This is a genomic window from Sphingomonas sp. BL-S-29 (genome assembly GCF_055521495.1).
Map to the genome: position 1 here is coordinate 65,411 of NZ_CM145482.1, position 21,585 is coordinate 86,995.

Annotated in this window: 20 protein-coding genes; 4 read left to right on the top strand and 16 right to left on the bottom strand. The window is 67.3% G+C overall.

Annotated features, from left to right (window positions below):
* Positions 1–30 precede the first annotated feature (30 nt).
* Positions 31–1,068, bottom strand: a complete 1,038-nt coding sequence (locus ACZ1I2_RS00310) for an aldo/keto reductase (RefSeq protein WP_465175499.1) — start codon at positions 1,066–1,068, stop codon at positions 31–33.
* A 113-nt stretch (positions 1,069–1,181) separates the two neighbouring features.
* Entirely contained in the window at positions 1,182–2,447 is a 1,266-nt protein-coding gene (locus ACZ1I2_RS00315) for a glutamate-5-semialdehyde dehydrogenase (protein WP_465171573.1), read from the bottom strand.
* 79 nt (positions 2,448–2,526) lie between these two features.
* Here ACZ1I2_RS00315 and ACZ1I2_RS00320 point away from each other — a divergent pair, with 79 nt between their 5' ends.
* Entirely contained in the window at positions 2,527–3,594 is a 1,068-nt protein-coding gene (locus ACZ1I2_RS00320) for a DUF3667 domain-containing protein (protein WP_465175498.1), read from the top strand.
* Positions 3,595–3,615: 21 nt separating this feature from the next.
* Here ACZ1I2_RS00320 and ACZ1I2_RS00325 read toward each other — a convergent pair whose 3' ends face one another.
* Positions 3,616–3,987 (bottom strand): hypothetical protein, encoded by a 372-nt coding sequence (locus tag ACZ1I2_RS00325; RefSeq protein ID WP_465171570.1) that lies wholly within the window; start codon positions 3,985–3,987, stop codon positions 3,616–3,618.
* A gap of 152 nt (positions 3,988–4,139) precedes the next feature.
* On the opposite strand from ACZ1I2_RS00325, the gene ACZ1I2_RS00330 reads away from it, so the two are divergent.
* Positions 4,140–5,837 carry an Hsp70 family protein gene (locus tag ACZ1I2_RS00330; protein ID WP_465175497.1) on the top strand — a complete coding sequence of 566 codons (1,698 nt, stop codon included), beginning with the start codon at positions 4,140–4,142 and terminating at the stop codon, positions 5,835–5,837.
* A gap of 13 nt (positions 5,838–5,850) precedes the next feature.
* Positions 5,851–8,235 carry a hypothetical protein gene (locus tag ACZ1I2_RS00335; RefSeq protein WP_465175496.1) on the top strand — a complete coding sequence of 795 codons (2,385 nt, stop codon included), beginning with the start codon at positions 5,851–5,853 and terminating at the stop codon, positions 8,233–8,235.
* 50 nt (positions 8,236–8,285) lie between these two features.
* On the opposite strand, the gene ftsH is transcribed toward ACZ1I2_RS00335, so the two are convergent.
* The 7 genes from ftsH to ruvB form a co-directional block, all read right to left on the bottom strand.
* Complete coding sequence (gene ftsH / locus ACZ1I2_RS00340; protein ID WP_465171567.1) at positions 8,286–10,247, bottom strand: ATP-dependent zinc metalloprotease FtsH; 1,962 nt, start codon at positions 10,245–10,247, stop codon at positions 8,286–8,288.
* A 78-nt stretch (positions 10,248–10,325) separates the two neighbouring features.
* Positions 10,326–11,318, bottom strand: coding sequence for a tRNA lysidine(34) synthetase TilS (gene tilS / locus ACZ1I2_RS00345; protein WP_465175495.1), 993 nt, complete (start codon positions 11,316–11,318; stop codon positions 10,326–10,328).
* A gap of 109 nt (positions 11,319–11,427) precedes the next feature.
* The gene (locus ACZ1I2_RS00350; RefSeq protein WP_465175494.1) at positions 11,428–12,417 is read right to left on the bottom strand and encodes a hypothetical protein; all 990 of its coding nucleotides are present in this window, start codon (positions 12,415–12,417) and stop codon (positions 11,428–11,430) included.
* Between the two features lie 61 nt (positions 12,418–12,478).
* A complete protein-coding gene (locus ACZ1I2_RS00355) occupies positions 12,479–13,384 on the bottom strand; it encodes a helix-turn-helix domain-containing protein (RefSeq protein ID WP_465171563.1) in 906 nt (301 codons plus the stop codon).
* A 110-nt stretch (positions 13,385–13,494) separates the two neighbouring features.
* Positions 13,495–15,765: a phosphoenolpyruvate--protein phosphotransferase gene (gene ptsP / locus ACZ1I2_RS00360; protein WP_465171562.1), complete on the bottom strand. Its 2,271-nt coding sequence runs from the start codon at positions 15,763–15,765 to the stop codon at positions 13,495–13,497.
* A gap of 130 nt (positions 15,766–15,895) precedes the next feature.
* Positions 15,896–16,372 (bottom strand): hypothetical protein, encoded by a 477-nt coding sequence (locus ACZ1I2_RS00365; protein ID WP_465171561.1) that lies wholly within the window; start codon positions 16,370–16,372, stop codon positions 15,896–15,898.
* Between the two features lie 92 nt (positions 16,373–16,464).
* Entirely contained in the window at positions 16,465–17,487 is a 1,023-nt protein-coding gene (gene ruvB / locus ACZ1I2_RS00370; RefSeq protein WP_465171560.1) for a Holliday junction branch migration DNA helicase RuvB, read from the bottom strand.
* A gap of 59 nt (positions 17,488–17,546) precedes the next feature.
* Between ruvB and ACZ1I2_RS00375 the strand changes: the two genes are divergently transcribed.
* The gene (locus ACZ1I2_RS00375) at positions 17,547–18,449 is read left to right on the top strand and encodes a 2-hydroxyacid dehydrogenase (protein WP_465171559.1); all 903 of its coding nucleotides are present in this window, start codon (positions 17,547–17,549) and stop codon (positions 18,447–18,449) included.
* 130 nt (positions 18,450–18,579) lie between these two features.
* On the opposite strand, the gene ACZ1I2_RS00380 is transcribed toward ACZ1I2_RS00375, so the two are convergent.
* The 6 genes from ACZ1I2_RS00380 to ACZ1I2_RS00405 all read right to left on the bottom strand — a co-directional run bounded on the left by ACZ1I2_RS00380 (position 18,580) and on the right by ACZ1I2_RS00405 (position 21,577).
* Positions 18,580–18,882, bottom strand: coding sequence for an antibiotic biosynthesis monooxygenase family protein (locus ACZ1I2_RS00380; RefSeq protein WP_465175492.1), 303 nt, complete (start codon positions 18,880–18,882; stop codon positions 18,580–18,582).
* Positions 18,879–19,472: a Holliday junction branch migration protein RuvA gene (gene ruvA, locus ACZ1I2_RS00385; protein ID WP_465171557.1), complete on the bottom strand. Its 594-nt coding sequence runs from the start codon at positions 19,470–19,472 to the stop codon at positions 18,879–18,881. The genes ACZ1I2_RS00380 and ruvA overlap by 4 nt, the downstream gene beginning before the upstream one ends.
* Before the next feature lie 109 nt (positions 19,473–19,581).
* The gene (ruvC, locus tag ACZ1I2_RS00390) at positions 19,582–20,076 is read right to left on the bottom strand and encodes a crossover junction endodeoxyribonuclease RuvC (RefSeq protein ID WP_465175491.1); all 495 of its coding nucleotides are present in this window, start codon (positions 20,074–20,076) and stop codon (positions 19,582–19,584) included.
* 28 nt (positions 20,077–20,104) lie between these two features.
* On the bottom strand, positions 20,105–20,848 hold the full coding sequence (locus tag ACZ1I2_RS00395; protein ID WP_465171555.1) for a YebC/PmpR family DNA-binding transcriptional regulator: 744 nt from the start codon (positions 20,846–20,848) through the stop codon (positions 20,105–20,107).
* Between the two features lie 118 nt (positions 20,849–20,966).
* Positions 20,967–21,206: a DUF2312 domain-containing protein gene (locus tag ACZ1I2_RS00400; protein ID WP_465171554.1), complete on the bottom strand. Its 240-nt coding sequence runs from the start codon at positions 21,204–21,206 to the stop codon at positions 20,967–20,969.
* A gap of 74 nt (positions 21,207–21,280) precedes the next feature.
* Positions 21,281–21,577 carry a DUF1244 domain-containing protein gene (locus ACZ1I2_RS00405; protein ID WP_465171553.1) on the bottom strand — a complete coding sequence of 99 codons (297 nt, stop codon included), beginning with the start codon at positions 21,575–21,577 and terminating at the stop codon, positions 21,281–21,283.
* Positions 21,578–21,585: the final 8 nt, after the last annotated feature.

Genomic DNA, 21,585 nt, shown 5'->3' on the forward strand with positions numbered 1-21,585 from the left:
TATCGAACGTATACATCCGATACATCCTTATCAATCCCCGCGCGGCGGCTGCTTCAGCACATTGTCGCGATAGGTGGCCTGAAGCGCGGTCATCCAGCCGGGATATTCCCCCGGCAGCGTCGATACCGCATCCAGCGTCGCCAGCTCGTCGGCACTCAGCGCGACCCTGGTCGCCCCGAGATTGTCGTCGAGCTGGTCCTGCCGCTTCGCCCCGACGATCACGCTGGTGACGTGCGGCTGGTGGAGCAGCCAGGCGATCGCGATCTGCGCGACCGACACGCCATGCGCCCTGGCGATCGACCCGAGCGCATCGAGCACCTTGTCGCCGCGCGCCTTGTCGACCGGCGGGAAATCGCGCGTGGCACGGCGGCCGTCGCTGTCGCCATCGCGATATTTGCCCGAGAGATAGCCGCCGGCGAGCGGGCTCCACACCATCAGGCCCAGGCCTTCGGACTGCAGCATCGGCACCACCTCGCGCTCGAGATCGCGGCCGACGATGGTGTAATAGGATTGCACGCTCTGGAATTTCGCCGCGTTCAGCCGCTCGGCGATGCCCAGTGCCTTGGCGATCTGCCACGCCGCCCAGTTCGACACGCCGACATAGCGGACATGGCCCTGACGCACGAGATCGTCGAGCGCGCGCACCGTCTCCTCGATCGGCGTCAGCGCATCGAAGCCGTGGATCTGGTAGAGATCGATATGATCGGTGCCGAGCCGGGTCAGGCTCGCCTTGACCTCGTCCATGATGTGCCCGCGCGAATTGCCGCGGCTGTTGGGCCCCTCGCCCATCGGGCCCATCACCTTGGTGGCCAGGATCACCTCCTCGCGCCTCAATCCCAGATTCTTGATCGCCTGGCCGGTGATCTGCTCCGACAAGCCTTGCGAATAGACGTTCGCGGTGTCGATGAAGTTCACGCCGGCATCGACCGAGGCCCTGAGCAAGGCATCGGCCTCATCCTGCTTCACCTGGCCCATATAGGCGAAGAAGCCCTCGCCGCCGAAGGTCATGGTTCCCAGGCACAGTTCGGACACGAACAGGCCGGTGCGCCCGAGCGGATTGTAACGCATGCTTGGGTCCCCTTATCGATGCCACTCCCGTCGGCGCTGCGGATATGCGTATCCGTCGGCAGGGCGACAATGGGTTTGTTGAATAAGAGGGTTTGTTGAAATAATGGGCGGGCCTAGGGCCGCGTCTGCCCCGTCCCACGAACGATCCATTTGTAGGTCGTCAGCCCTTCCAGCGCGACCGGGCCCCGCGCGTGCAACCGGCCGGTGGCGATGCCGATCTCCGCGCCAAGGCCGAACTCGCCGCCATCGGCAAACTGAGTCGAAGCGTTCCACAGCACGATCGCGCTGTCGACGCCGGCGAGGAAGCGTTCCGCCACGCCCTCATTCTCCGCGACCACCGCATCGGTATGGTGGGATCCGTGCGCCGCGATATGCGCCATCGCGCCCTCCACCCCGTCGACCATCGCCACCGAGGCGATCGCGTCGAGATATTCGGTGTCCCAATCGGCCGCGTCGGCGGGCCTGGCAGTCGGCACCAGCGCGCGGATCGCCGCGTCGCCGCGCACTTCGCAGCCGGTATCGCCCAGCACCTTCACCAGCTCGGCCGTGTGCGCATAGGCGCGGTCGATCAGCAGGGTCTCCATTGCGCCGCACACGCCGGTGCGGCGCATCTTGGCGTTGACCGTGATCGCCTCGGCCATCGCCGGATCGGCCGAGGCGTCGACATAGACGTGATTGATCCCATCGAGATGCGCAAGCACCGGCACACGCGCCTCGGCCTGGACGCGGGCGACAAGGCTCTTGCCGCCACGCGGCACGACCAGGTCGATCATGCCCTCCGCGCCGAGCATCGCGCCGACCGCCGCGCGGTCGGTGATCGACACCAGCTGCACCACATCGCCCGGCACGCCCTCGCGTTCCATACCGGCGACGAGCGCGGCATGAATCGCACGGTTGCTCCCGATCGCTTCGGACCCGCCGCGCAGGATCACCGCATTGCCCGATTTGATGCACAGCGCCGCCGCGTCTGCCGTCACGTTCGGGCGGCTTTCATAGATGATGCCGATCACCCCGATCGGCACGCGCACCCGGCGCAGCACCATGCCGTTGGGGCGGCGGGTCTCGTCGATCAGCTGGCCGACCGGATCGCGCAGGCCGGCCACCGCGGCGACGCCCGCCGCCGTGGATTCGATCCGTCCGGCGTCAAGGCGCAGCCGGTCCAGCATGGCGCCCGACAGGCCCGCGGCCCTGGCGCGCGCCATATCCTCGTCATTGGCGGCGGCGATCGCCGGCGCGGCCTCGCGAATCGCCTCGGCGGCGGAATCGAGCGCGCGCGCCTTGACCGCACTGGACAGGCCGCCGAGCACATGGGCGGCGGCGCGGGCGCGGCGCCCCATATCGGCGATCAGCGCAACGGAATCGGTTTGGACATCGGCCATGGGGGCGTCGCTACCACGAGCGTCGATCCTCGCCAAAGCGCTATCGCCTTTTGCCCCCTCAAGATGATATTCGCATCGCATGAGTGGGGGAATCGAAGCAGCCGGCGACATCGCCACCGGCGTCCTGATCGGGCGCGCCGTCGAACCGCATGCCGGCGAAGGCCATGCGCACGGCGCCGGACATGGCCTGTGCCTCAATTGCGGCACGGCGCTGATCGGCGACTATTGCCATGCCTGCGGCCAGGCCGAGCATGTCCATCGGTCGCTCGCATCGATCGGGCACGACCTGCTCCACGGCGTGTTTCATTTCGAGGGCAAGATCTGGCGCACCCTGCCGATGCTGGTGACTCATCCCGGCGCGCTGACCCGGCGCTACATCGCCGGCGAGCGCGCGCGCTTCGTGTCGCCGCTGGCGCTGTTCCTGTTTTCGGTGTTCCTGATGTTCGCGTCGATCCACACCTTCGACGGCGACATCGAACCCCCTGGCAGCATCAGCCCGGCCAAGCGCCAGGAGCAGATCGCAGAGATCGACGGCCAGCTCGCCAAGGCGAAGGTCGAGCTGAAAAAGGCCGAGGCAGCGCACAAGGACAATGGCATTCCGGACGGCGATCTGATCGCCGCCCGCGCCGTGGTCAGTTCGCTCACCACCGCGCGGCAGGGAATCCTGTCCGGGAAAGACGGCATCCCGGTCACCGATTTCGACACCAAGCTCGGCTGGCCCGCGCTCGAGCATGGCGTCAAGAAGTTCAAGGCCAATCCCGGCCTTGCGCTCTACAAGCTACAGTCGAGCGCCTATAAATATTCCTGGGCGCTCATACCCATCTCGGTGCCGTTCGTGGCGCTGCTGTTCCTCTGGCGGCGCCAGTACAAGCTGTACGACCATGCGATCTTCGTCACCTACTCGCTTGCCTTCATGATGCTGCTGGTCGTCACGCTCAGCATTGGCGGCACGCTCGGGCTGTCCGGCGGCCTGATCGCGCTCGTCGCCATCGTGGCGCCGCCGGTGCACATGTTCGCGCAGCTGCGCGGCGCCTATTCGCTGCGCAAGCGATCGGCCTTGTGGCGGACCGTGGTGCTGCTCCACTTCGCCTTCATCGCGCTGCTGGCCTTTTCGATGCTGCTGCTGGTGCTCGGGCTGATGAAATGAAGACGCCCAGGTACAGGGGAGTCAGGGACAGGGGTAGCGCTTGTCCATGAAGCTGTAGAAGGCGGTCTTCACGCTTATCCCGCGCTTTCCCTCCGGGAGGGTCTGGAAGGACGCGATCAACGTGTTCGAATCGATCCTGGCCTGGCCCTTGGGCGGCGGGCAGCTGCGCGGCTTGCGGCCGGCCGCCTTGTCCGCGTCGATCTGGGCGCGATAGGCCTCGGCCGCGGTCGTCACCTCGCCGCGCAGCAGGCCGAGATCGGACGACATCATCGCCGCCATGCCCTTCGCCTTGAGTGCCGCCGCCTTGGCGAGAAATTCGTCGACCGTCATTGCCTGCGCCGCGACCGGCAACACCAACAGCGCCAGCGCGCCCGCCATCATCGATCTGCGCATTCCCATCCCCTCATCCGCACGCGCCTCCATGATGGCGGCCCACCCGGTGAACCGAAAATGAACTGAAACGGGGCGCCCGGGCAATCCGGTGCTTCACCGCCGCGAGCCGTGCGGTTATGCGGTTGAAATCAGGGTGGGGACCAGCGCACGCGATGATCATCGGAATCGATCTCGGCACGACCAACAGTGCCGCGGCAGTGTGGAAGGACGGCGCGGCGACGCTGATTCCCAACCGCCTTGGCCAGATGCTGACGCCCTCGGCGGTCAGTATCGACGACAATGGCAGCTTGCTGGTCGGCCTTGCCGCGCGCGACCGCCAGGCGAGCCATCCCAAGGCCACCGCCACTGCCTTCAAGCGCTATATGGGCACGAAGCGCACCACGCGGCTCGGTGGGCGCGATTACAGCGCGGAGGAGCTCTCCGCACTGGTGCTGCGCAGCCTGAAGGAGGATGCCGAGGCCTATCTCGGCGAGCCGGTCACCGAAGCGGTGATTACCGTACCCGCCTATTTCAACGACCAGCAGCGCAAGGCGACTCACCGCGCCGGCGAGATCGCCGGCCTGCGCGTCGAGCGGCTGATCAACGAGCCGACCGCCGCCGCGCTGGCCTATGGCATCCACAATCTCGATCGCGAGGCACGTTTCTTCGTGTTCGACCTGGGCGGCGGCACCTTCGACGTCTCGATCGTCGAGATTTTCGAAGGCATTATCGAAGTCCGCGCCTCGACCGGCGACAATCAGCTGGGCGGCGAGGATTTCAACGAAGTGCTGATCGGCCTGATGCGGGCAAGGTTCGCCGACGACTGGAAACGGTTCGAGCGCGACGACGCGCTCTACCAGAAATTGCGCGAGGCGGCCGAGCGTGCCCGCCGCGACATGTCCGCCGCCCCGTCGGCCACGATGCGCCTGGTCTGGCAGGACATTCCCTATGAGATCGAGATCGAGACCGCCGCGTTCGAGACTCAGGCGGCCGCGCTGATCGAGCGGCTGCGCGAGCCGGTGCTCCGCGCGCTGCGCGACAGCAATCTCCGGCCCGAGGCGCTGTCCGACATCATCCTGATCGGCGGCGCGACGCGCATGCCGGTGGTGCGCCGCGCGGTCGCGCGCATGTTCGGCCGTTTTCCCAACGCGACGGTCAATCCCGACGAGGCAGTGGCGCTCGGCGCCGCGGTCCAGGCCGGGCTGAAGGCGCGCGATTCGGCGCTGAAGGAAGTCGTCGTTACCGATGTCTGCCCCTATTCGCTGGGCGTCGAGGTCAGCCGCCAGCTTCCCGGCGGCGGCTATGAGCACGGCCTGTTCGCGCCGATCCTGGAGCGCAACACGGTCATTCCGGCGAGCCGCATCCACAGCTTCTCGACCCTGCAGGCCAACCAGACCGACGTGGTGTTCGGCATCTATCAGGGCGAGGGGCGGCTCGTCCGCGACAATGTGAAGATCGGCGAGACCAGGGTGAAGGTGCCGCGCGGCCCGGCCGGCGAGCGGATCGACGTGCGTTTCTCCTATGACGTCAGCGGCTTGCTCGAGGTGGACATCCTGGTCGAGAAATCGGGGCTGCGCACGCAGCTGCTGATCAACGACGATCCGGGCGGCGACGAGAAGGCGATCGCCGAGCGCCGCGCCGCGCTCGCCGCGCTCAAGACGCATCCGCGCGAGGACGAGCTCAACCGCGCGGCGCTGGCGCGCGGCGAGAAATGCTTCGAGAATTTCCTCGGCGACGAACGCGCGGCGATCGATTACCTGATCTCGCAGTTCCAGCGCGTGCTCGACGGACAGGATCCGCGCGCCGTCGAGCATGCCCGGCAGGAATTCCACGAGGCACTGGACCGGATCGAGGGCGAGCGCTTCCTGTGAGGAGCGTCCGGCCATGAACAGCGTCTGGGACGTCCTGGAGATTCCCCGGGGCAGCGACCGCGACGCCATCCGCCGCGCCTATGCGAAAAAGCTGCGCGTCACGCATCCGGAAGACGATCCCGAAGGATTCAAGCAATTGCGCGAAGCCTATGAGGCAGCGCTCGAACAGCATGATTATGTCGCCCGCTGGGCCGATGATGAGGATGATGCGGACGGCGGGATAGAAGGCGACCCCGCCGAAGCGGCACCTCATGACTGGAGCGCGCGCGCGCGGCGCGATGATCCCGGCGATCCGGTCCCGGCGCCCGCGACGCCCGAGCTCGACGCAATGCTTGCCGGGCGCGAGGAGGAACTGGCGGCGCTGCGCGCGGCAATGGCCGATCTCGAAGCGGGGCTGCGCGGACCCTGGCGACCCGGCGACGCGGTGCTCGAGAAGCGGCTCGAGGCGATCCTGACGTCGCCCGCCATGGGCGAGATCCGTATCCGCGACGATGTCGAGCCCTGGCTCGCCGACCTGCTCGCCTCGACCATCCCGCAGAGCGACGCCGTGCTGATGCAATCGATCCAGGCGTTCGGCTGGGGCGGCGACGATCATCATCTGCGCGGGACGAGCTGGTCGATCTCCGCGGTGCTCGGCCGGCTCGACGAATGGCGGATCATCGAGGGGCTCAATCATCACAGCCATGCCTATCACCCGGCCTGGCGATCGCTGACCCGGCCACCCGGGGCGTGGTGGTCGTGGCGGCTGGACGCGTTCCGGCCCGGCATGATCGACGGGGTGGAGACGTTGCTGGGCGAGCATGGCGAGGTCGCACCCGGCCTGCATCATTCGTTCAAGAGCGATTCGGTCGCCCGCTGGCGGACCTTCCTCGCCAGGCCGCGCCTGACTCTCGGCATGCTCGCCATGATGCCGATCGCGTTCCTGGCGACGCTGTGGCTCGGCTATGTCGTCGCCGGAACCGGCGTGGTGCGCGAAGCCTGGCTGATCGCGGGCATGGCCGCGATCGGCTTCGTGACGCCGGTGGCGATCCTGCTCCTTCTCGCGCCGGCGCGGAAACGCTGGCGCGCGGCGGAGCACCACCCGCGCTGGCAGCGCGAGGGTTGGCTTATCGCCTATGCGCTGCTCGGTTTCGTCGCGTCGGCGCTGCCGCGTCCGTGGTGGCCGGCGCTGATCCTGCTGCCCGCCATCGTCATCGCTGGCTGGGCCTATGTCGCGACCCCGCGCGCCGAACCGGGCCCGTTGCGGATCGGCGGCAGCGCCGTGACCTTTGCCATCGCAGGCTTTTTCGGCCTGGTGATGTTCGACCAGCTCGCGCCCGCCGAAGCCTTCGCGCTCGGGACGATGGCTGCGCTGCTGGTCTATCTGCGGATCGGGGCCTGGCCGGCGGTGCGGACCATGATCGAGGATCTGCTCTGGCAGCACCGCGAATGGATCATCCTGGGCAGTATCGTCGCCGGGCTCGGGACAGCCGTCGGCATCTGGCTGCTGCGCGAGCTGTGGCAGCCGGTCCTGCCCTTCTATCCGGTGGCGCTCGCCGCCATCGCGCTGGTGCCACTGGTCGGCGCGCCGGCACGCGGTTTTGGCGGGCCACCGCGCTGGATCGCGCGCACGCTGTTGATCCTCGCCTTTTTCTGGGCGTTCGGCGCATCGGTACCACCGTCAGAACCCCGGACGTCGACCAACGCCAGCGGCGTACCCTTTGTCCTGGGTGGCGACCTTGGGAATGCCGATGCGGATATGAGGCGGATGGAGGCCAATGTCAGCGGCTTCTCCCAGGTCCGGCAGGGCAATCCCGATCTTTACGACGCCATCCGCGCGGTGATGGTCCGGTATCGCAGCAACGAGATCACCCGCGATCAGGCCAATGCGCAGATCGGGACGCTCGTCACCGCGGAGCTTCGCGAAAGATTGCCCGAGGCGCAGACCGGCCCGCTGGTCGAATGGCTGCGAATCCGGATGGACCGGCTCGAGGCACTACGAAGGGCCAAGCCCGCCCTGTGCGCCTCGGAAAAGACCGCGATGGACGACGACATGGTACCCGAGCGGATTCGCCGGCGGGCCAGCGCCCAAACCTATGACATCGTCTCCACGACCTCGGCCACGCCCGAGGAGATGGCCCGGGGCCGGGTCATCAGCGGCAGCACGCTTGTCCGCCGGGCGTCGGCCGCGCTGCACATCGACCAGCGGGCGCTGATCGAGCGGCTCGACGGAAAGCGCGGCGACGTGCTCGCCTGCGACGCGAAGATCGCGCTGACTCAGACGCTGCTCGACAGCGACAGTCTCGACGATATCGCCGCGACCTTGCGGGCCGAATTCAGCCGCGCGCGGGATGCCAAGCCCGTCCCTGCGCCGGCGCAGGAAAAAGCCGGCGGCCGCAAGGTGCAGCCGCCGGCTTGAGATGGGGATCGTCCGGGCAACCCGCCCGGGCAGCTCAGGACCGTAGGATCTCAGGCGCCCTGGGGCGCCGGCGTTCCGAACGGGCCCTTGGGGCGCCGCGTGCGCGGGATCGAGGTGCCGCCGGTCGGCACCGCCGGGCCCTTGGGACCGCTGTCGATGCGGCCGATTTCCTCGCCGGCGATCAGCTTCTTGATCTCGTCGCCCGACAGAGTCTCATATTCGAGCAAAGCGCCGGCCAGCAGATGAAGCTGGTCGAGATGCTTGTGGAGCAGCTCCTTGGCGCGGTTGAGGCCGCCCTCGACGATCGTCTTGATCTCGTCGTCGATCAGTTGCGCGGTCTGGTTGGACATGCGCACCGGGCGGCTCGACGAATAGCCGAGGAAGCTTTCGCCCTCGGGCTCGGCATATTCGAGCGGGCCGAGCTTGTCGGACATGCCCCAGCGCGTGACCATGTCGCGGGCGAGGCCCGTGGCATATTGGATGTCGCTCGACGCGCCGGACGAGACCTTGTCATAGCCGAAGATCACTTCCTCGGCGACGCGCCCGCCCATCGAGACGGCGAGGTTCGCGTACATCTTGTCGCGGTGATAGCTGTAGCTGTCCCGTTCCGGCAGCCGCATGACCATGCCGAGCGCGCGGCCGCGCGGGATGATCGTCGCCTTGTGGATCGGGTCCGATGCCGGCTCGTGGATCGACACGATCGCGTGGCCCGCCTCGTGATAGGCGGTCATGCGCTTCTCGTCCTCGGTCATCACCATGGAACGCCGCTCGGCGCCCATCATGACCTTGTCCTTGGCTTCTTCGAACTCGGCCATGGCGACCAGCCGCTTGCCCTTGCGCGCCGCGGTCAGCGCCGCCTCGTTGACGAGGTTGGCGAGATCGGCGCCCGAAAAGCCCGGCGTGCCGCGCGCGATGACCCGCGGATCGACGTCGGGCGCTAGCGGCACCTTCTTCATATGGACCTGGAGGATCTTCACCCGGCCCTCGATGTCCGGACGCGGCACCACGACCTGGCGGTCGAAACGGCCCGGCCGCAGCAGCGCGGGATCGAGCACGTCGGGACGGTTGGTCGCGGCAATGATGATGATGCCTTCGTTCGCTTCGAAGCCGTCCATCTCGACCAGGAGCTGGTTCAGCGTCTGCTCGCGCTCGTCATTGCCATTGCCGAGGCCCGCGCCGCGATGGCGGCCGACCGCGTCGATCTCGTCGATGAAGACGATGCACGGCGCCGACTTCTTGGCCTGTTCGAACATGTCGCGCACGCGGCTGGCGCCGACGCCCACGAACATCTCGACGAAGTCGGAGCCCGAGATGGTGAAGAAGGGCACGCCCGCCTCACCCGCGATGGCGCGGGCGAGCAGCGTCTTGCCGGTACCGGGCGAGCCGACCAGCAGCGCGCCCTTGGGGATCTTGCCACCAAGGCGGGCGAACTTGGTCGGGTCCTTCAGGAACTCGACGATCTCCTGCAGTTCCTCGCGCGCTTCGTCGATGCCGGCGACGTCGTCGAAGGTCACCTTGCCCTCGCGCTGAGTCAGCATCTTCGCGCGGCTCTTGCCGAAGCCCATCGCGCCGGAGCCCGAATTCTTCTGCATCTGGCGCAGCACGAAAAAGGCGATGCCCAGGAACAGCAGGAACGGAAGCGACTGGACCAGCAGATATTGCCAGATCGGCGGGCCATCCTCAGGCCGCGCCGTGATCGTCACATTCTTGTCGCGCAGGCGGTCGGTCAGCTTGGGATCGGCCGGCGCATAGGTGCGGAACTTGCTCGAATCCTTCAGCGTGCCGGTGATCACCTCGCCCGCGACGTTGACGTCCTGGACCGTGCCGGCCTCGACCTTGTCGAGGAACGTCGAATAGGGAATGGTGCTGCTCGCCACCGGCTGGGCGCGACCGTCGATCAGCGTCACGAACAGCGCAAGCGCGACGAGGATGCCGACCCAGATCAACAGGCTCTTCATCCAGGGGTTGCCGCCCCCGCTGTCCGGGCTCGGCTGCTTGTCATTCTCGTTCATGGGTATCCGGTACCTTTCACGCTACAAGATAAGCGGTGTGAGGTTAATGGCAATGGAACAACGCAATGCTTTCGTTGATCAGTGTGATCGGCGCGGCGGAGCCTCACGAAAGTGCCACAGATCACCTTTTGCCGACGCCATCACCTCGGCCTGGGTGGCGGCTTTTCCGGCTTCGAGCGCGTCGAGCAGTGATTCGATGTTGGTGGAACGGGACCAATGGCCCCCGCCCATGCCGTTCATCATGATCACATGGTCGATCGCCATCCGCGCCAGATAGCGGCGGATCGCCCGAGGCAGACCCCCGACATCGATCTTCGCCTCGAAATCCCCGGCGGGCAGCGCCCGTTCCTGCCAGAGCCACTGGCTGATCGCGAGCAGATCGGCGTCGACGTCCGCCAGATGGGCGGCGGACCGCCCGATCTGGACCGGATCGATCCAGGGCGCGCCGCCAAGCAGTCGGCGGAATCGGGTCCGGTCGAACCGGTCGTCGTCATTGCTCGGATCGTCCACGAACGGCAGCCCCATCGCCTCCGCCAGCGCCACCAGTTCCCGGTGACGCCAGCCAAGCAGCGGCCTGACGAGCAGCAGCGGCGCATAGGAGATCGCGAGGCCCATTTCTTCCTCGACGACCGACATCGGCACCTCGAGCTCCTGCCGCGCCCGCACCGCGGCGAGCCCGGAAAGGCCCGCACCCCGCGCCGCCCGCATCAGGAAGGTTTCGGCCTGATCATCGGCATGATGCGCCGTCGCCAGCGCGACCGCCCCCGACTCGATTGCCCAGCGCCGCAGCAGCACATAGCGTTCCTGCCGCGCCCAGGCCTGGATATTGTCGCCGGCATCGGGTGGAACGGCGATGCGCAGGCTCTGGTGCGCAATGCCCGCGCCGGCGCACCAGCCGGCCACCATCGCCGCCTCATCAGCGGATTCGGGCCGCAGGCCATGGTCGACCGTCGCCGCGATCACCTGCCCGGGAAAGGCGGTAGCGGCCAGCGCCAGCATCGCCATGCTGTCGGGTCCGCCGGACACCGCCAGCGCGATCCGCTCGTTCGGCGCCGGGACACGCCCCAGCACCGCGTGGACATCTTTGCGGAATCGATCGACCGAGACAGTATCCGGCGCGCTCACGCGCACAGTGCTTAGCTGGATCCCGGCCTGCGCCGGGATGCCCCGCCGGCGCGGGTCACTTGCACTTCGCCTCGGTCCGGCCGCGCGCGATGTCGGTCTTCATCGTCGCGCTGATCTTCGCTGCATAGACGTCGCTCAGTTCGCCATAGACCTTGCAGGCATCGCCCGGCTTGCCGAGCTTCATCAACGCCGACGCCAGATAATAAAGGCTGTCGGGCGCCCGCTCGCCATCGGGCATCTTCTTGTAATTGTCGTAGAAGGCAATCGAGGCGAGCGACGGCTTGCCTTCGTCGAGATAGGAGCGGCCGAGCAGGTTCTGCGCATAGCTGGCCCGCTTGTGCTTGGGATAGGTCGTGACGACCTTCTTCAGCTGCGCCTCCGCCTCGGGATAGAACTGGCCCTGCCACAGGCGATAGCCATAGAGATAGGCATCCTCGGCCGGATCGTCGCTGACCGACTTCTCGACCGCCGCCAGTTTCTGGGCGCGCACCGGATCCTTGGCCGCGCTGGCAGGCGCGGGTGGCGTCGCGGCCGGGCGGCCCGGCGTCGCCGCCGGTGGCCGCGTGCTCGATCCCGGTCGCGGCGTCATCACCTCGGCCGTGCCGGCCACCGGCGCACCGGCCGGGCTCGCGCCCATACCCGCCGACGAGGCATTGTCTTCCAGCACCCGCAGCCGGGCATCGACGGTGCGCTTATACGCCTCAAAGGCCTCCTCGACCTGGCGAATCCGGTACTGGCTGGTCTCGACCTGGCCGGTCAGGCTGGTGATCTGCGATTCGAGCGCGTTCACCCGCGCGTCGAGATCGGCGACCGGGCTCGATGCCGGGCTTCCCGGAATGTCGGGATTTTGCTGAGGCGTGGTGATGTCGGGCTGGACGAACTGATCCCTGCCGCCCGGAAACACCTTGCGCTGCACCGCGCGCATCTCGCTCTCGAGGCGGCCGACACGACCCTCGATCGCCGCCTGGCCCTGGGCGACACCCGGCACGAGGCCAACCCCCGCCACCATCATCGCCGTCGTCGCCATCATCACGAAATTACGCATCTACACGTCCCGCTATCCTGAGTGTCAGGCTATAGCTGACACCGGCATTCTGTCGCCAGCCTTAAGGTGTCGCAGTCGGGGCGGGTGCCGGGGCGAAGGCAGGCGGCGCGGCAACGTCGGTCGGCGTCGGGGCCGGCTCGACGGTTGTGCTCCGCGCGCGCCGCGTCGGCGCCACTGCCGCCGGTGCGACCGGCAAGGGCGTGCCATTGGCCCGGGCCTGCAGCGCGGCCGCCCCGATCGGCACGTCCTTGATCGCCACCCTGCCGTCGCCGAGCGGCGCCACCAGCGACCCGTTGAGCATCACCTGCAGCTTGTCCGGCCGCCCGATATTGATCATCGGATTATTCGCATCGGCCGGCACGTCATAGCGGTCGCCCGGCTTCAGCGTGTTTTCGTAGAGCGTGGTGCCGGCCGCGTCATAGACCCGCATCCACACCTCGTCGGTTGCGGTCAGGGTCACCTGCCCGCTCGCGGCCGGCGTGGGCGTCGGGGCGGGCGCCGGCTGCTCTTCGGCGGTCTCGCTCAGCACAGGGGCGGGCGCCTCCTCCGCACGGAACAGGCTGGTACCGTACCAGAGCCCCCCGCCGATCGCGAGCAACAGCGCAAGGATGCACGCGATGATCGCGATGCCGGCAGTCGGCACCCGCGAGGCCTCGGCCACCGTATAGGTTTCATAATCGGTGCGGCGCACGCCCTGGTCGTTCTGACTGCGTACGTCGCGCGCGATCGCGACCTCGTCGGCGCCGACCGCCCGGGCATAGGCCTTGGCGAAGCCGACCGAATAGGTGATCGAGGGCAGCGCCGCGAAGTTGGATGCCTCGATCGCCTCGAGCTGACGAATCGGAATGCGGGTCCGCGCCGCGATCTCGGCCAGCGACAGGCCCTGCGCCTCGCGCGCCTCGCGCAGACGCTCGCCAGCGGTCTTGGGGAACAATGTCGCTTCTTCGCCGGAATCGGTGTCGGTCATGATCTTCTCCGGCGAGGCAGGTTGCGCCCTCTATGATTTTCCCGCGCCGCCGCGTGTCTCACAAAGGGACTGCGCTGAGTCAACGGCCTGCGGTGCTGCCTGTCACACTATCATGCCAGTTCGACGCCGCTTTTTGCCGCCCAGGCCGTCAGCGCCCCGCGCATGTCGCGCGGCGGCTTCGCCAGCAGCTCGTCCATGAACGCGACCAGCGCGGCGCGGTCGAGCGAACGGACCATCGCCTTGATCGGCCCGACCGCGGCGGGCGTGATCGACAGCCGGTCGATGCCGAGCCCTATCAGCGCCATCGCCTCGAGCGGCCGCCCGCCCATCTCGCCGCATACCGCGAGCTGGACGTTCGAGGCGCGCGTCGGCGCGACCAGCCGGCGCAGGAAGCGCAGGATCGCCGGACTCAGCCAGTCATAGCGTTCGGCAAGCCTCGGATTGGCGCGGTCCGCGGCGAACAGGAACTGAGTCAGATCATTGGTGCCGACCGACAGGAAATCGATATGGGGCAACAGCAGGTCGAGCTGCTCGGCCAGGGCCGGTACCTCAAGCATCGCGCCGTAGCGAATCTCGGCCGGCAGCTTGCGCCCGCGCGCCGCCATCCAGTCGCGCTGCGCCTCGAACAAACCGCGCGCCTCGTCGAACTCCCAGGGCTCGGAGACCATCGGAAACATCACGTTGAGCGTGCGCCCCGACGCCGCCTCGAGCAGCGCGCGGGCCTGAACCTTCATCAGGCCGCCGCGATCCAGCGCGAGCCGGAGCGCGCGCCAGCCCATCGCCGGATTCTCCTCGTCGGCATCTTCCTTGTTGAGATAGGGCAGGGCCTTGTCGCCGCCGATATCGACGGTGCGGAAGATCACCGGCCGGTCGCCCGCCGCGTCGAGCACGTCGCGATAGAGCCGCTGCTGCCGCTCGCGCGCCGGGAGCGTCGCCGAGATCAGGAACTGGAATTCGGTGCGGAACAGGCCGATGCCGTCAGCACCGGTCAGGTCGAGCGCGGCGACATCGTCGCGAAGACCCGCATTGACCATCACGGTCACCCGGTGTTCGTCCAGGGTGATCGGCGCTTCGGTCTTGAGCGCGGCGAAGGCGGCGCGGCGCTTCTGGCGAAGCTGCAGCTTGGTCTCGAACGCTTCCTCCATCGCGGCCGAGGGGCGCGCAAAGACGGTGCCTTCGGTCACGTCGAGCAGGAGCAGATCGCCCTCGCCGATCAGCTGGCGCACGCTCTTGACCCGACCCAGCACCGGCACGCCCATGGCGCGCGCGACGATCGTGACATGCGCGGTGAGCGAGCCTTCCTCGAGCACCACACCTTTCAGCCGGCGACGGTCATATTCGAGCAGTTCTGCAGGCCCGAGATTGCGCGCGATCAGGATGGTGTCCTGCCGCAATCCCATCTGCGCCGCGGTGCCCATCTGGCCGGAAACGATGCGCAGCAGCCGGTTGGACAGGTCCTCCAGGTCGTGCATCCGGTCGGCGAGCAGCGGATCGTCGATCTGTCGCATGCGCATCCGGGTGCGCTGCTGCACACGCTCGATCGCCGCCTCGGCGGTCAGGCCGGAATCGATCGCCTCGTTGATCCGGCGGCTCCAGCCCTCGTCATAGGCGAACATCTTGTAGGTCTGCAGCACCTCGTCATGCTCGCCACCCACGCCGAACTCCGCCTGCGCCGCCATGCGCTCGATCTGCTCGCGCATCTTGTCGAACGCGGCATAGACGCGGTGGCGCTCCGCCTCGGTATCGTCCGCGACGGTATGCTCGATGGTGATGCGCGGCTGGTGATAGACGGCATAGCCCGACGCCATGCCATCGACGAGCTTGAGGCCCGGGATGCGCATCGGCGCGGTGGACTGCGGACGCGCCGAGGCGCCGCCGCTCGCATCGGCGAGATCGGCATTGGCGATCAGCTCGCTCAGCACCATGGCGACGGTCTGCAGGGCTTCGATCTCGACATCGTCATATTTATGGGGATCGGCATGCTGGACACACAGCACACCCACCGCACGTTCGCGCCGGATGATCGGAACGCCGGCGAAGCTGTGGAATTTCTCCTCGCCGGTTTCGGGCTTGTAGGCGAAATCGGGGTGCGACGCGGCCTCGTCCAGGTTCAGCGTCTCGACTTCCTGCGCGATCGTGCCGACCAGGCCCTCGCCCATGGCGAGCTTGGTGACGTGCACCGCCTCCTGCGCCAGACCGCGCGTGGCGTAGAGTTCAAGCACGCCGTCGCGCAGCAGATAGATCGAGCAGACCTCGCTCGACATCGCCTCGCCGACGATCTGCACCACTGAATTGAGCTTTGCCTGCGCCGTGGTGCGCGACGCCATCAGGTCGTGGAGGCGGACGAGGATCTCACGGGCGGAGGCGGCGGCGCTGGGCATGATCTGGCGCTAACAGATTGTGAAGGGCTGGGCCATAATGCTGCGCAACATGATTGCTGTTCCGGGAAGAAGTGGCGATCACCGCTCGCCACGGCCCTGCTCGCCGCTGCGGATACCAGCCACACCGCGCTCAGGGCTTGGGCCTCCAGCATGATTTCAAGCGCGCGAGGCTATCCTCGACCCAGTCCGCAAGCGGCGTGCCGACATCGCTCGTCCACGTCATGCGGCTGAGCCCAAGCTGATCCTCGACCGGCATCGTGAGTCCATAGCCGATTCCGTCAACCAGAATTTCGGTCGGCGCGGGTCCGAGGCCGGGCGGCACGATCGCCGGCGGCTTCAGGGCGCGAAGCCGCGCCATCACCATATGTACGGCGGGGCAACTCCGGCTGTCGGCCCAAACGCGTGTGAGAGAGCCGTCACGAAAGCGCTGCGTCAGCCGCAGCTTATATTGCACGACGCCGCCCGCGTTCCCGTCGGTCCCGATATCAACCGTTTCGGTCCGATGCTCCAGCGTGGGGCTTCGCGAGAAGTGGCCCCAGGCACGATCTGCAAACGGGTCAATGGGCGGCGCAGCTATTTGCAGCACTATCGCCATCACTGTGAGCATCGCGAGTCCTCGGAATAGTCAAGAACGGATGGAGCGTAGTGGTAAAATCGCGAGGTCGACAGAGGCGTTCAACCGAGGACAAGCGCTCCAGGCTAGTCGAACAGCCCATCCTGCGTACTGGCCGGTGGATTGAGCCCAAGATGTTTCCACCCCCCCGCATTGAGCATCCGGCCCCGGGCGGTGCGCGCGATCAGGCCCAACTGGATCAGATAGGGCTCGATCACTTCCTCGACCGTGTCGCGCGGCTCGCTGAGGCCCGCCGCCAGCGTCTCCACCCCGACCGGCCCGCCGCGATAGACATCGGCGATCATCATCAGATAGCGCCGGTCCATCGCGTCGAGCCCGAGCTTGTCGACTTCGAGCCGGTTGAGCGCCGCATCCGCCGCCACCGCGTCGACCGTCTCGCGCCCGGCGACATTGGCGAAATCGCGCACCCGCCGCAGCAACCGCCCGGCGATGCGCGGCGTGCCGCGCGACCGGCGCGCGATCTCGTGCGCGCCATCGGGCGAGACATGCAGGTCGAGCAACGCCGCCGCCCGGGTGACGACCTTTTCCAGCTCTTCGACGGTATAGAAATGGAGCCGCACCGGAATGCCGAACCGGTCGCGCAACGGCGTGGTGAGCAGGCCTTGGCGCGTGGTCGCACCGACCAGAGTGAAGCGCGGCAGATCGATCCTGACCGAGCGCGCCGAAGGTCCTTCGCCGATCATCAGGTCGAGCGCACGGTCCTCCATCGCGGGATAGAGCACCTCCTCGACCGCGGGCGCGAGGCGGTGGATCTCGTCGATGAACAGCACGTCGCCGTCCTCGAGATTGGTCAGCAGCGCGGCGAGGTCACCCGACTTGGCGATGACCGGGCCGGAGGTGGCGCGGAACCCCACGCCCATCTCGCGCGCGATGATCTGCGCCAGCGTGGTCTTGCCGAGCCCGGGCGGGCCGAAGAACAGCACATGATCGAGTGCATCGCCGCGCGATCTCGCCGCCGAGATGAAGACGCGCAGATTCTCCCGCGCCGCCTTCTGCCCGACAAACTCGTCGAGCGACTTCGGACGCAGCGCCGCGTCGATATCCTCGGGCTTGCGTCCGGGCGTGATAAGGCGGTCGCTGTCACTCACTGAGCGGCGATAGCGCGCCGACGCTGGCGGGGGCAAGGCGCGCGCACTATGAGGGCGCAATGAACGACCTTCCCGACCTGTATCTCCCCGCCGCGATGGCCGGCCCCCTGATGGACGAGCTGGAAAAACGCTTCGTCGTGCACCGCGACAATCCGCCACCGACAACGCGCGCCATCGTCGGCGGCGGATCGGTGGTGGTCGACCAGGCGCTGCTCGACCGGCTGCCCGCGCTGGAGATCGTCTCGGTCAATGGCGTCGGCTATGAGCGGATCGATCTCGACGCGGTCCGCGCGCGCGGCGTGCGCGTGACGACCACGCTCGATATCCTCACCGACGACGTCGCCGATCTCGCCATCGGGCTGATGCTGGCGGTCGACCGGCGCCTCGCCTTCAACGACCGGACGGTTCGCGCAGGCGGCTGGAACGTCCCGCTTGGCCGGCGCTCCAGTGGTCGGCGAATCGGCATTTTCGGCTTCGGCACGATCGGTCAGGCGATCGCGAAGCGCGCCGCGGTGTTCGCCAGCGAAGTGCTTTATACCGCCCGGCACGAGCGGCCGGACTCGGGCTATCGTTTCGTGCCCGACATCGGCGCTTTGGCAGAAGCGTGCGACACGCTGATCCTGATCGCGCCTGGCGGCGACGCGACGCGCAACATCGTCAATGCCGATGTGCTGGCCAGGCTCGGCAAGGACGGCGTGCTGATCAACGTCGCGCGCGGCAGCCTGGTCGACGAGCCTGCGCTGATCGCCGCGCTGGAGGCAGGGACGATCCGTGGCGCGGGCCTCGATGTGTTCGCCGACGAGCCGCATGTCCCGGAAGCATTCCGGACTATGGATCAGGTCGTGCTCATCCCGCACCAGGGCAGCGCCACGGTCGAGAGCCGCACGGAAATGGCGGCGCTGGTGGTGGCCAATCTCGACGCGCATTTCGCGGGCAAGCCGCTGCTCACGCCGATCGCTTGAGCCCTGTTCCAGCGTTAGACGGGTCTTCCTCTCCCCGTTCGGGCTGAGCTTGTCGAAGCCCTGTTCTTTCTTCCGCCCAAGGGAAGAACAGCCCTTCGACAAGCTCAGGGCGAACGGGGGGTGAATCACCCTACCCGTCATGCACCTCATAATGCGTGACGTGCGGCTCCAGCTCGATCAGGAAATCCCGGTCGAAGTCGTAATATTTCGCGACCTCATGATCTTCGCCCGCAAAGCGCCTGATCGCTTCCAGGTCCGGCCAGAAGCTCAGCATCTGGAAATGCACCACCGCGCCCTCGGCCCGGTGCAGGCACCAGGCGCCGAGATTGCCCGGCGTCGACTTATAGTCGGGAAGGGCAACCTCACGCATATGCGCCAGATAGGCCTCCGCCTTGGCTGCCGGGACGGCGCCATGCCACAGCCGCGCGATCACGCCCTGGACGCCTTGCGCAGCGCCAGCCGCACGAGCGCGTCCAGCGTGGCACCCGAACCCAGCTCTTCCTCCGCCGCGGCAACCGCGGCGCTGGCCTCCGCGGGGCGGAAACCGAGGTTGAGCATCGCCGAGATCGCATCCGCGCCCGCGCCGCTCGCCGCGACCGGGGTCGCCCCGCCGATCGCGATGCCGCCGATCCTGTCCTTCAGCTCGCGCACGATGCGCTCGGCGAGCTTCGGCCCGACGCCATTGGCGCGGGCGACCATCGCCTTGTCCTGCGCGGCGATGGCGCGGCTGAGGTCGGACGGGTCGAGCGCCGACAGGATCGCCAGCGCCACGCGCGCGCCCACGCCCTGGACGCCGGTCAGCAACCGGAACCAGTCACGCTCGCTCGCGGTGGCGAAGCCGACCAGGCGGATGAAATCCTCCGCGACCAGCATCTCGGTGTGCAGCATCGCCGCCTCGCCGACCGGCCCGATCGCAGCCAGGGTGCGGGACGACGCGCCGACGAGATAGCCGACGCCGCCGACATCGATCACCGCATGATCGATACCGAGGGAGTCGAGGCGGCCTTTGAGATGGGCGATCATGGGCCAAAAATCTTCCGTTCGGGCTGAGCTTGTCGAGCCGGAGGCCGGCCGCAGGCCAACCCCTGTTCTTTCTGGCTACCGTAGAGAGAAGAACAGTCCTTCGACAAGCTCAGGACGAACGGGAGAGGGAGCGCGCGCTCGCGATGTGATGCGCGTGGCAGATCGCCACCGCCAGCGCGTCGGCGGCATCGGGGCCGTCGATCTTCACGCCCGGCAACAGGCGCCCCACCATGGCATGGACCTGCGCCTTTTCCGCCGCGCCGGTGCCGACGACCGCCTTCTTGACCAGCCGCGCGGCATATTCGCCGACCTCCAGCCCCGTCCGCGCCAGCGCGCACAGCACCACGCCGCGCGCCTGGCCGAGCTTCAGCGTCGATTGCGGGTTGGCGTTGACGAACACTTCCTCGACCGCGGCCGCGTCGGGCGCATGGTCGACGATCAGCGCGCCCAGCATCGCATCGAGGTGCGCCAGCCGGCGGGGGAGCATCGCGGCGCTGTCGGTCTTCAGCCGGCCATTGGCGAGGTGCGACAGCCGGTTGCCATCGGCACGGATCAGCCCCCAGCCGGTCGTGCCGAGCCCGGGATCGAGGCCGAGGATGATCATATCCTCCCCGGCCCGGGGAGGATTGAGGTCACCCTAATTTCTCCAGCACGGCGTCGGACACGTCGTAATTGCCCCATACCTGCTGCACGTCATCATCCTCGTCGAGGACATCGATCAGCTTGAACAACAGGCCGGCATCGTCCTCGCCGACCTCGACCATCGTCTGCGGCTTCCAGGCGAGCTTCGCGCCCTCGGGCTCGCCGAGCACCGGGGTCAGCGCCTTCACCACTTCGTGCAGCGCGTCGTTCGAGGTCCAGATCTCATGGCCATCATCGCCCGATTCGACATCCTCGGCACCCGCGTCGAGCGCTGCCTCGAACACCTTTTCCGCATCGCCGGCGCTCGCCGGATAGGAGATCAGGCCCATCCGGTCGAAGCCATGGCTGACCGAGCCGCTCGCGCCCAGATTGCCGCCATTCTTCGAAACGGCGGTGCGGACATTGGTCGCGGTGCGGTTGCGATTGTCGGTCAGCGCTTCGATGATCAGCGAGACGCCGCCGGGGCCGAACCCCTCATAGCGGATCTCTTCGTAATTCTCCCCGTCGCCCCGCTCGGCCTTGTCGATCGCGCGCTGGATATTGTCCTTGGGCATCGACTGCGCCTTGGCGGCGTTGACCGCCGCGCGCAGCCGCGGGTTCATGTCCGGATCGGGCGTGCCCATCTTCGCCGCCACGGTGATTTCGCGGCTGAGCTTGGAGAAGGCGGCGGACCGTTTCTTGTCCTGTGCGCCCTTGCGGTACATGATGTTCTTGTATTTGGAATGGCCTGCCATGGGACGTCCTGAAAACTAACCGTTCGGGCTGAGCTTGTCGAAGCCCTGCCCTTGCTGCACCTGAGGTAGAAGAAAGAACAGTCCTTCGACAAGCTCGGGACGAACGGAAAAGGGTGGCTTAGTCGAGTCCGAGCGCTGCCTTGTAGGTGTCGAGCAGCATCTCGGCCTCGTCGCGGTGATGCTTTTCCATCTTGCGCAGCTTGACGATGGTGCGGATCGTCTTGGTGTCGAAGCCGGTCGATTTGCATTCGGCGTAGACGTCCTTGATGTCGTCCGCGATGCCCTTTTTCTCTTCCTCGAGCCGCTCGATGCGCTCGATCAAAAGGCGAAGCTGGTCGGCGGCGATCACGTCGCTCATGAAATAGTCCCCGGGGTTGATTCGTTGGAAAGGTGGGGGGCTTTAAGCCAGCGCGGCGCGCCCGTCACGCATCTTCACGCATTCTTCGCGACGCTCTCCGCCATGCGCCGGAGCTGCTCGGGCGACGCCTCGCCCTGATGGTCCGCCTTCCACTGCGCATAGGGCATGCCGTAGATCGCTTCGCGCGCGCCCTCCTTGTCGAGCGTGCTGCCGGACGCCTCCTGCACCCAGTCGGACAGACAGTTGCGGCAGAATCCGGCGAGTCCCATCAGGTCGACATTCTGCGCGTCGCTGCGGTGGCGCAAATGCAGCACGAGCCGGCGGAAGGCGGCTGCCGCCACGGCATCGTCGATCGTCTCCAATTCGGCCATTTTACGCG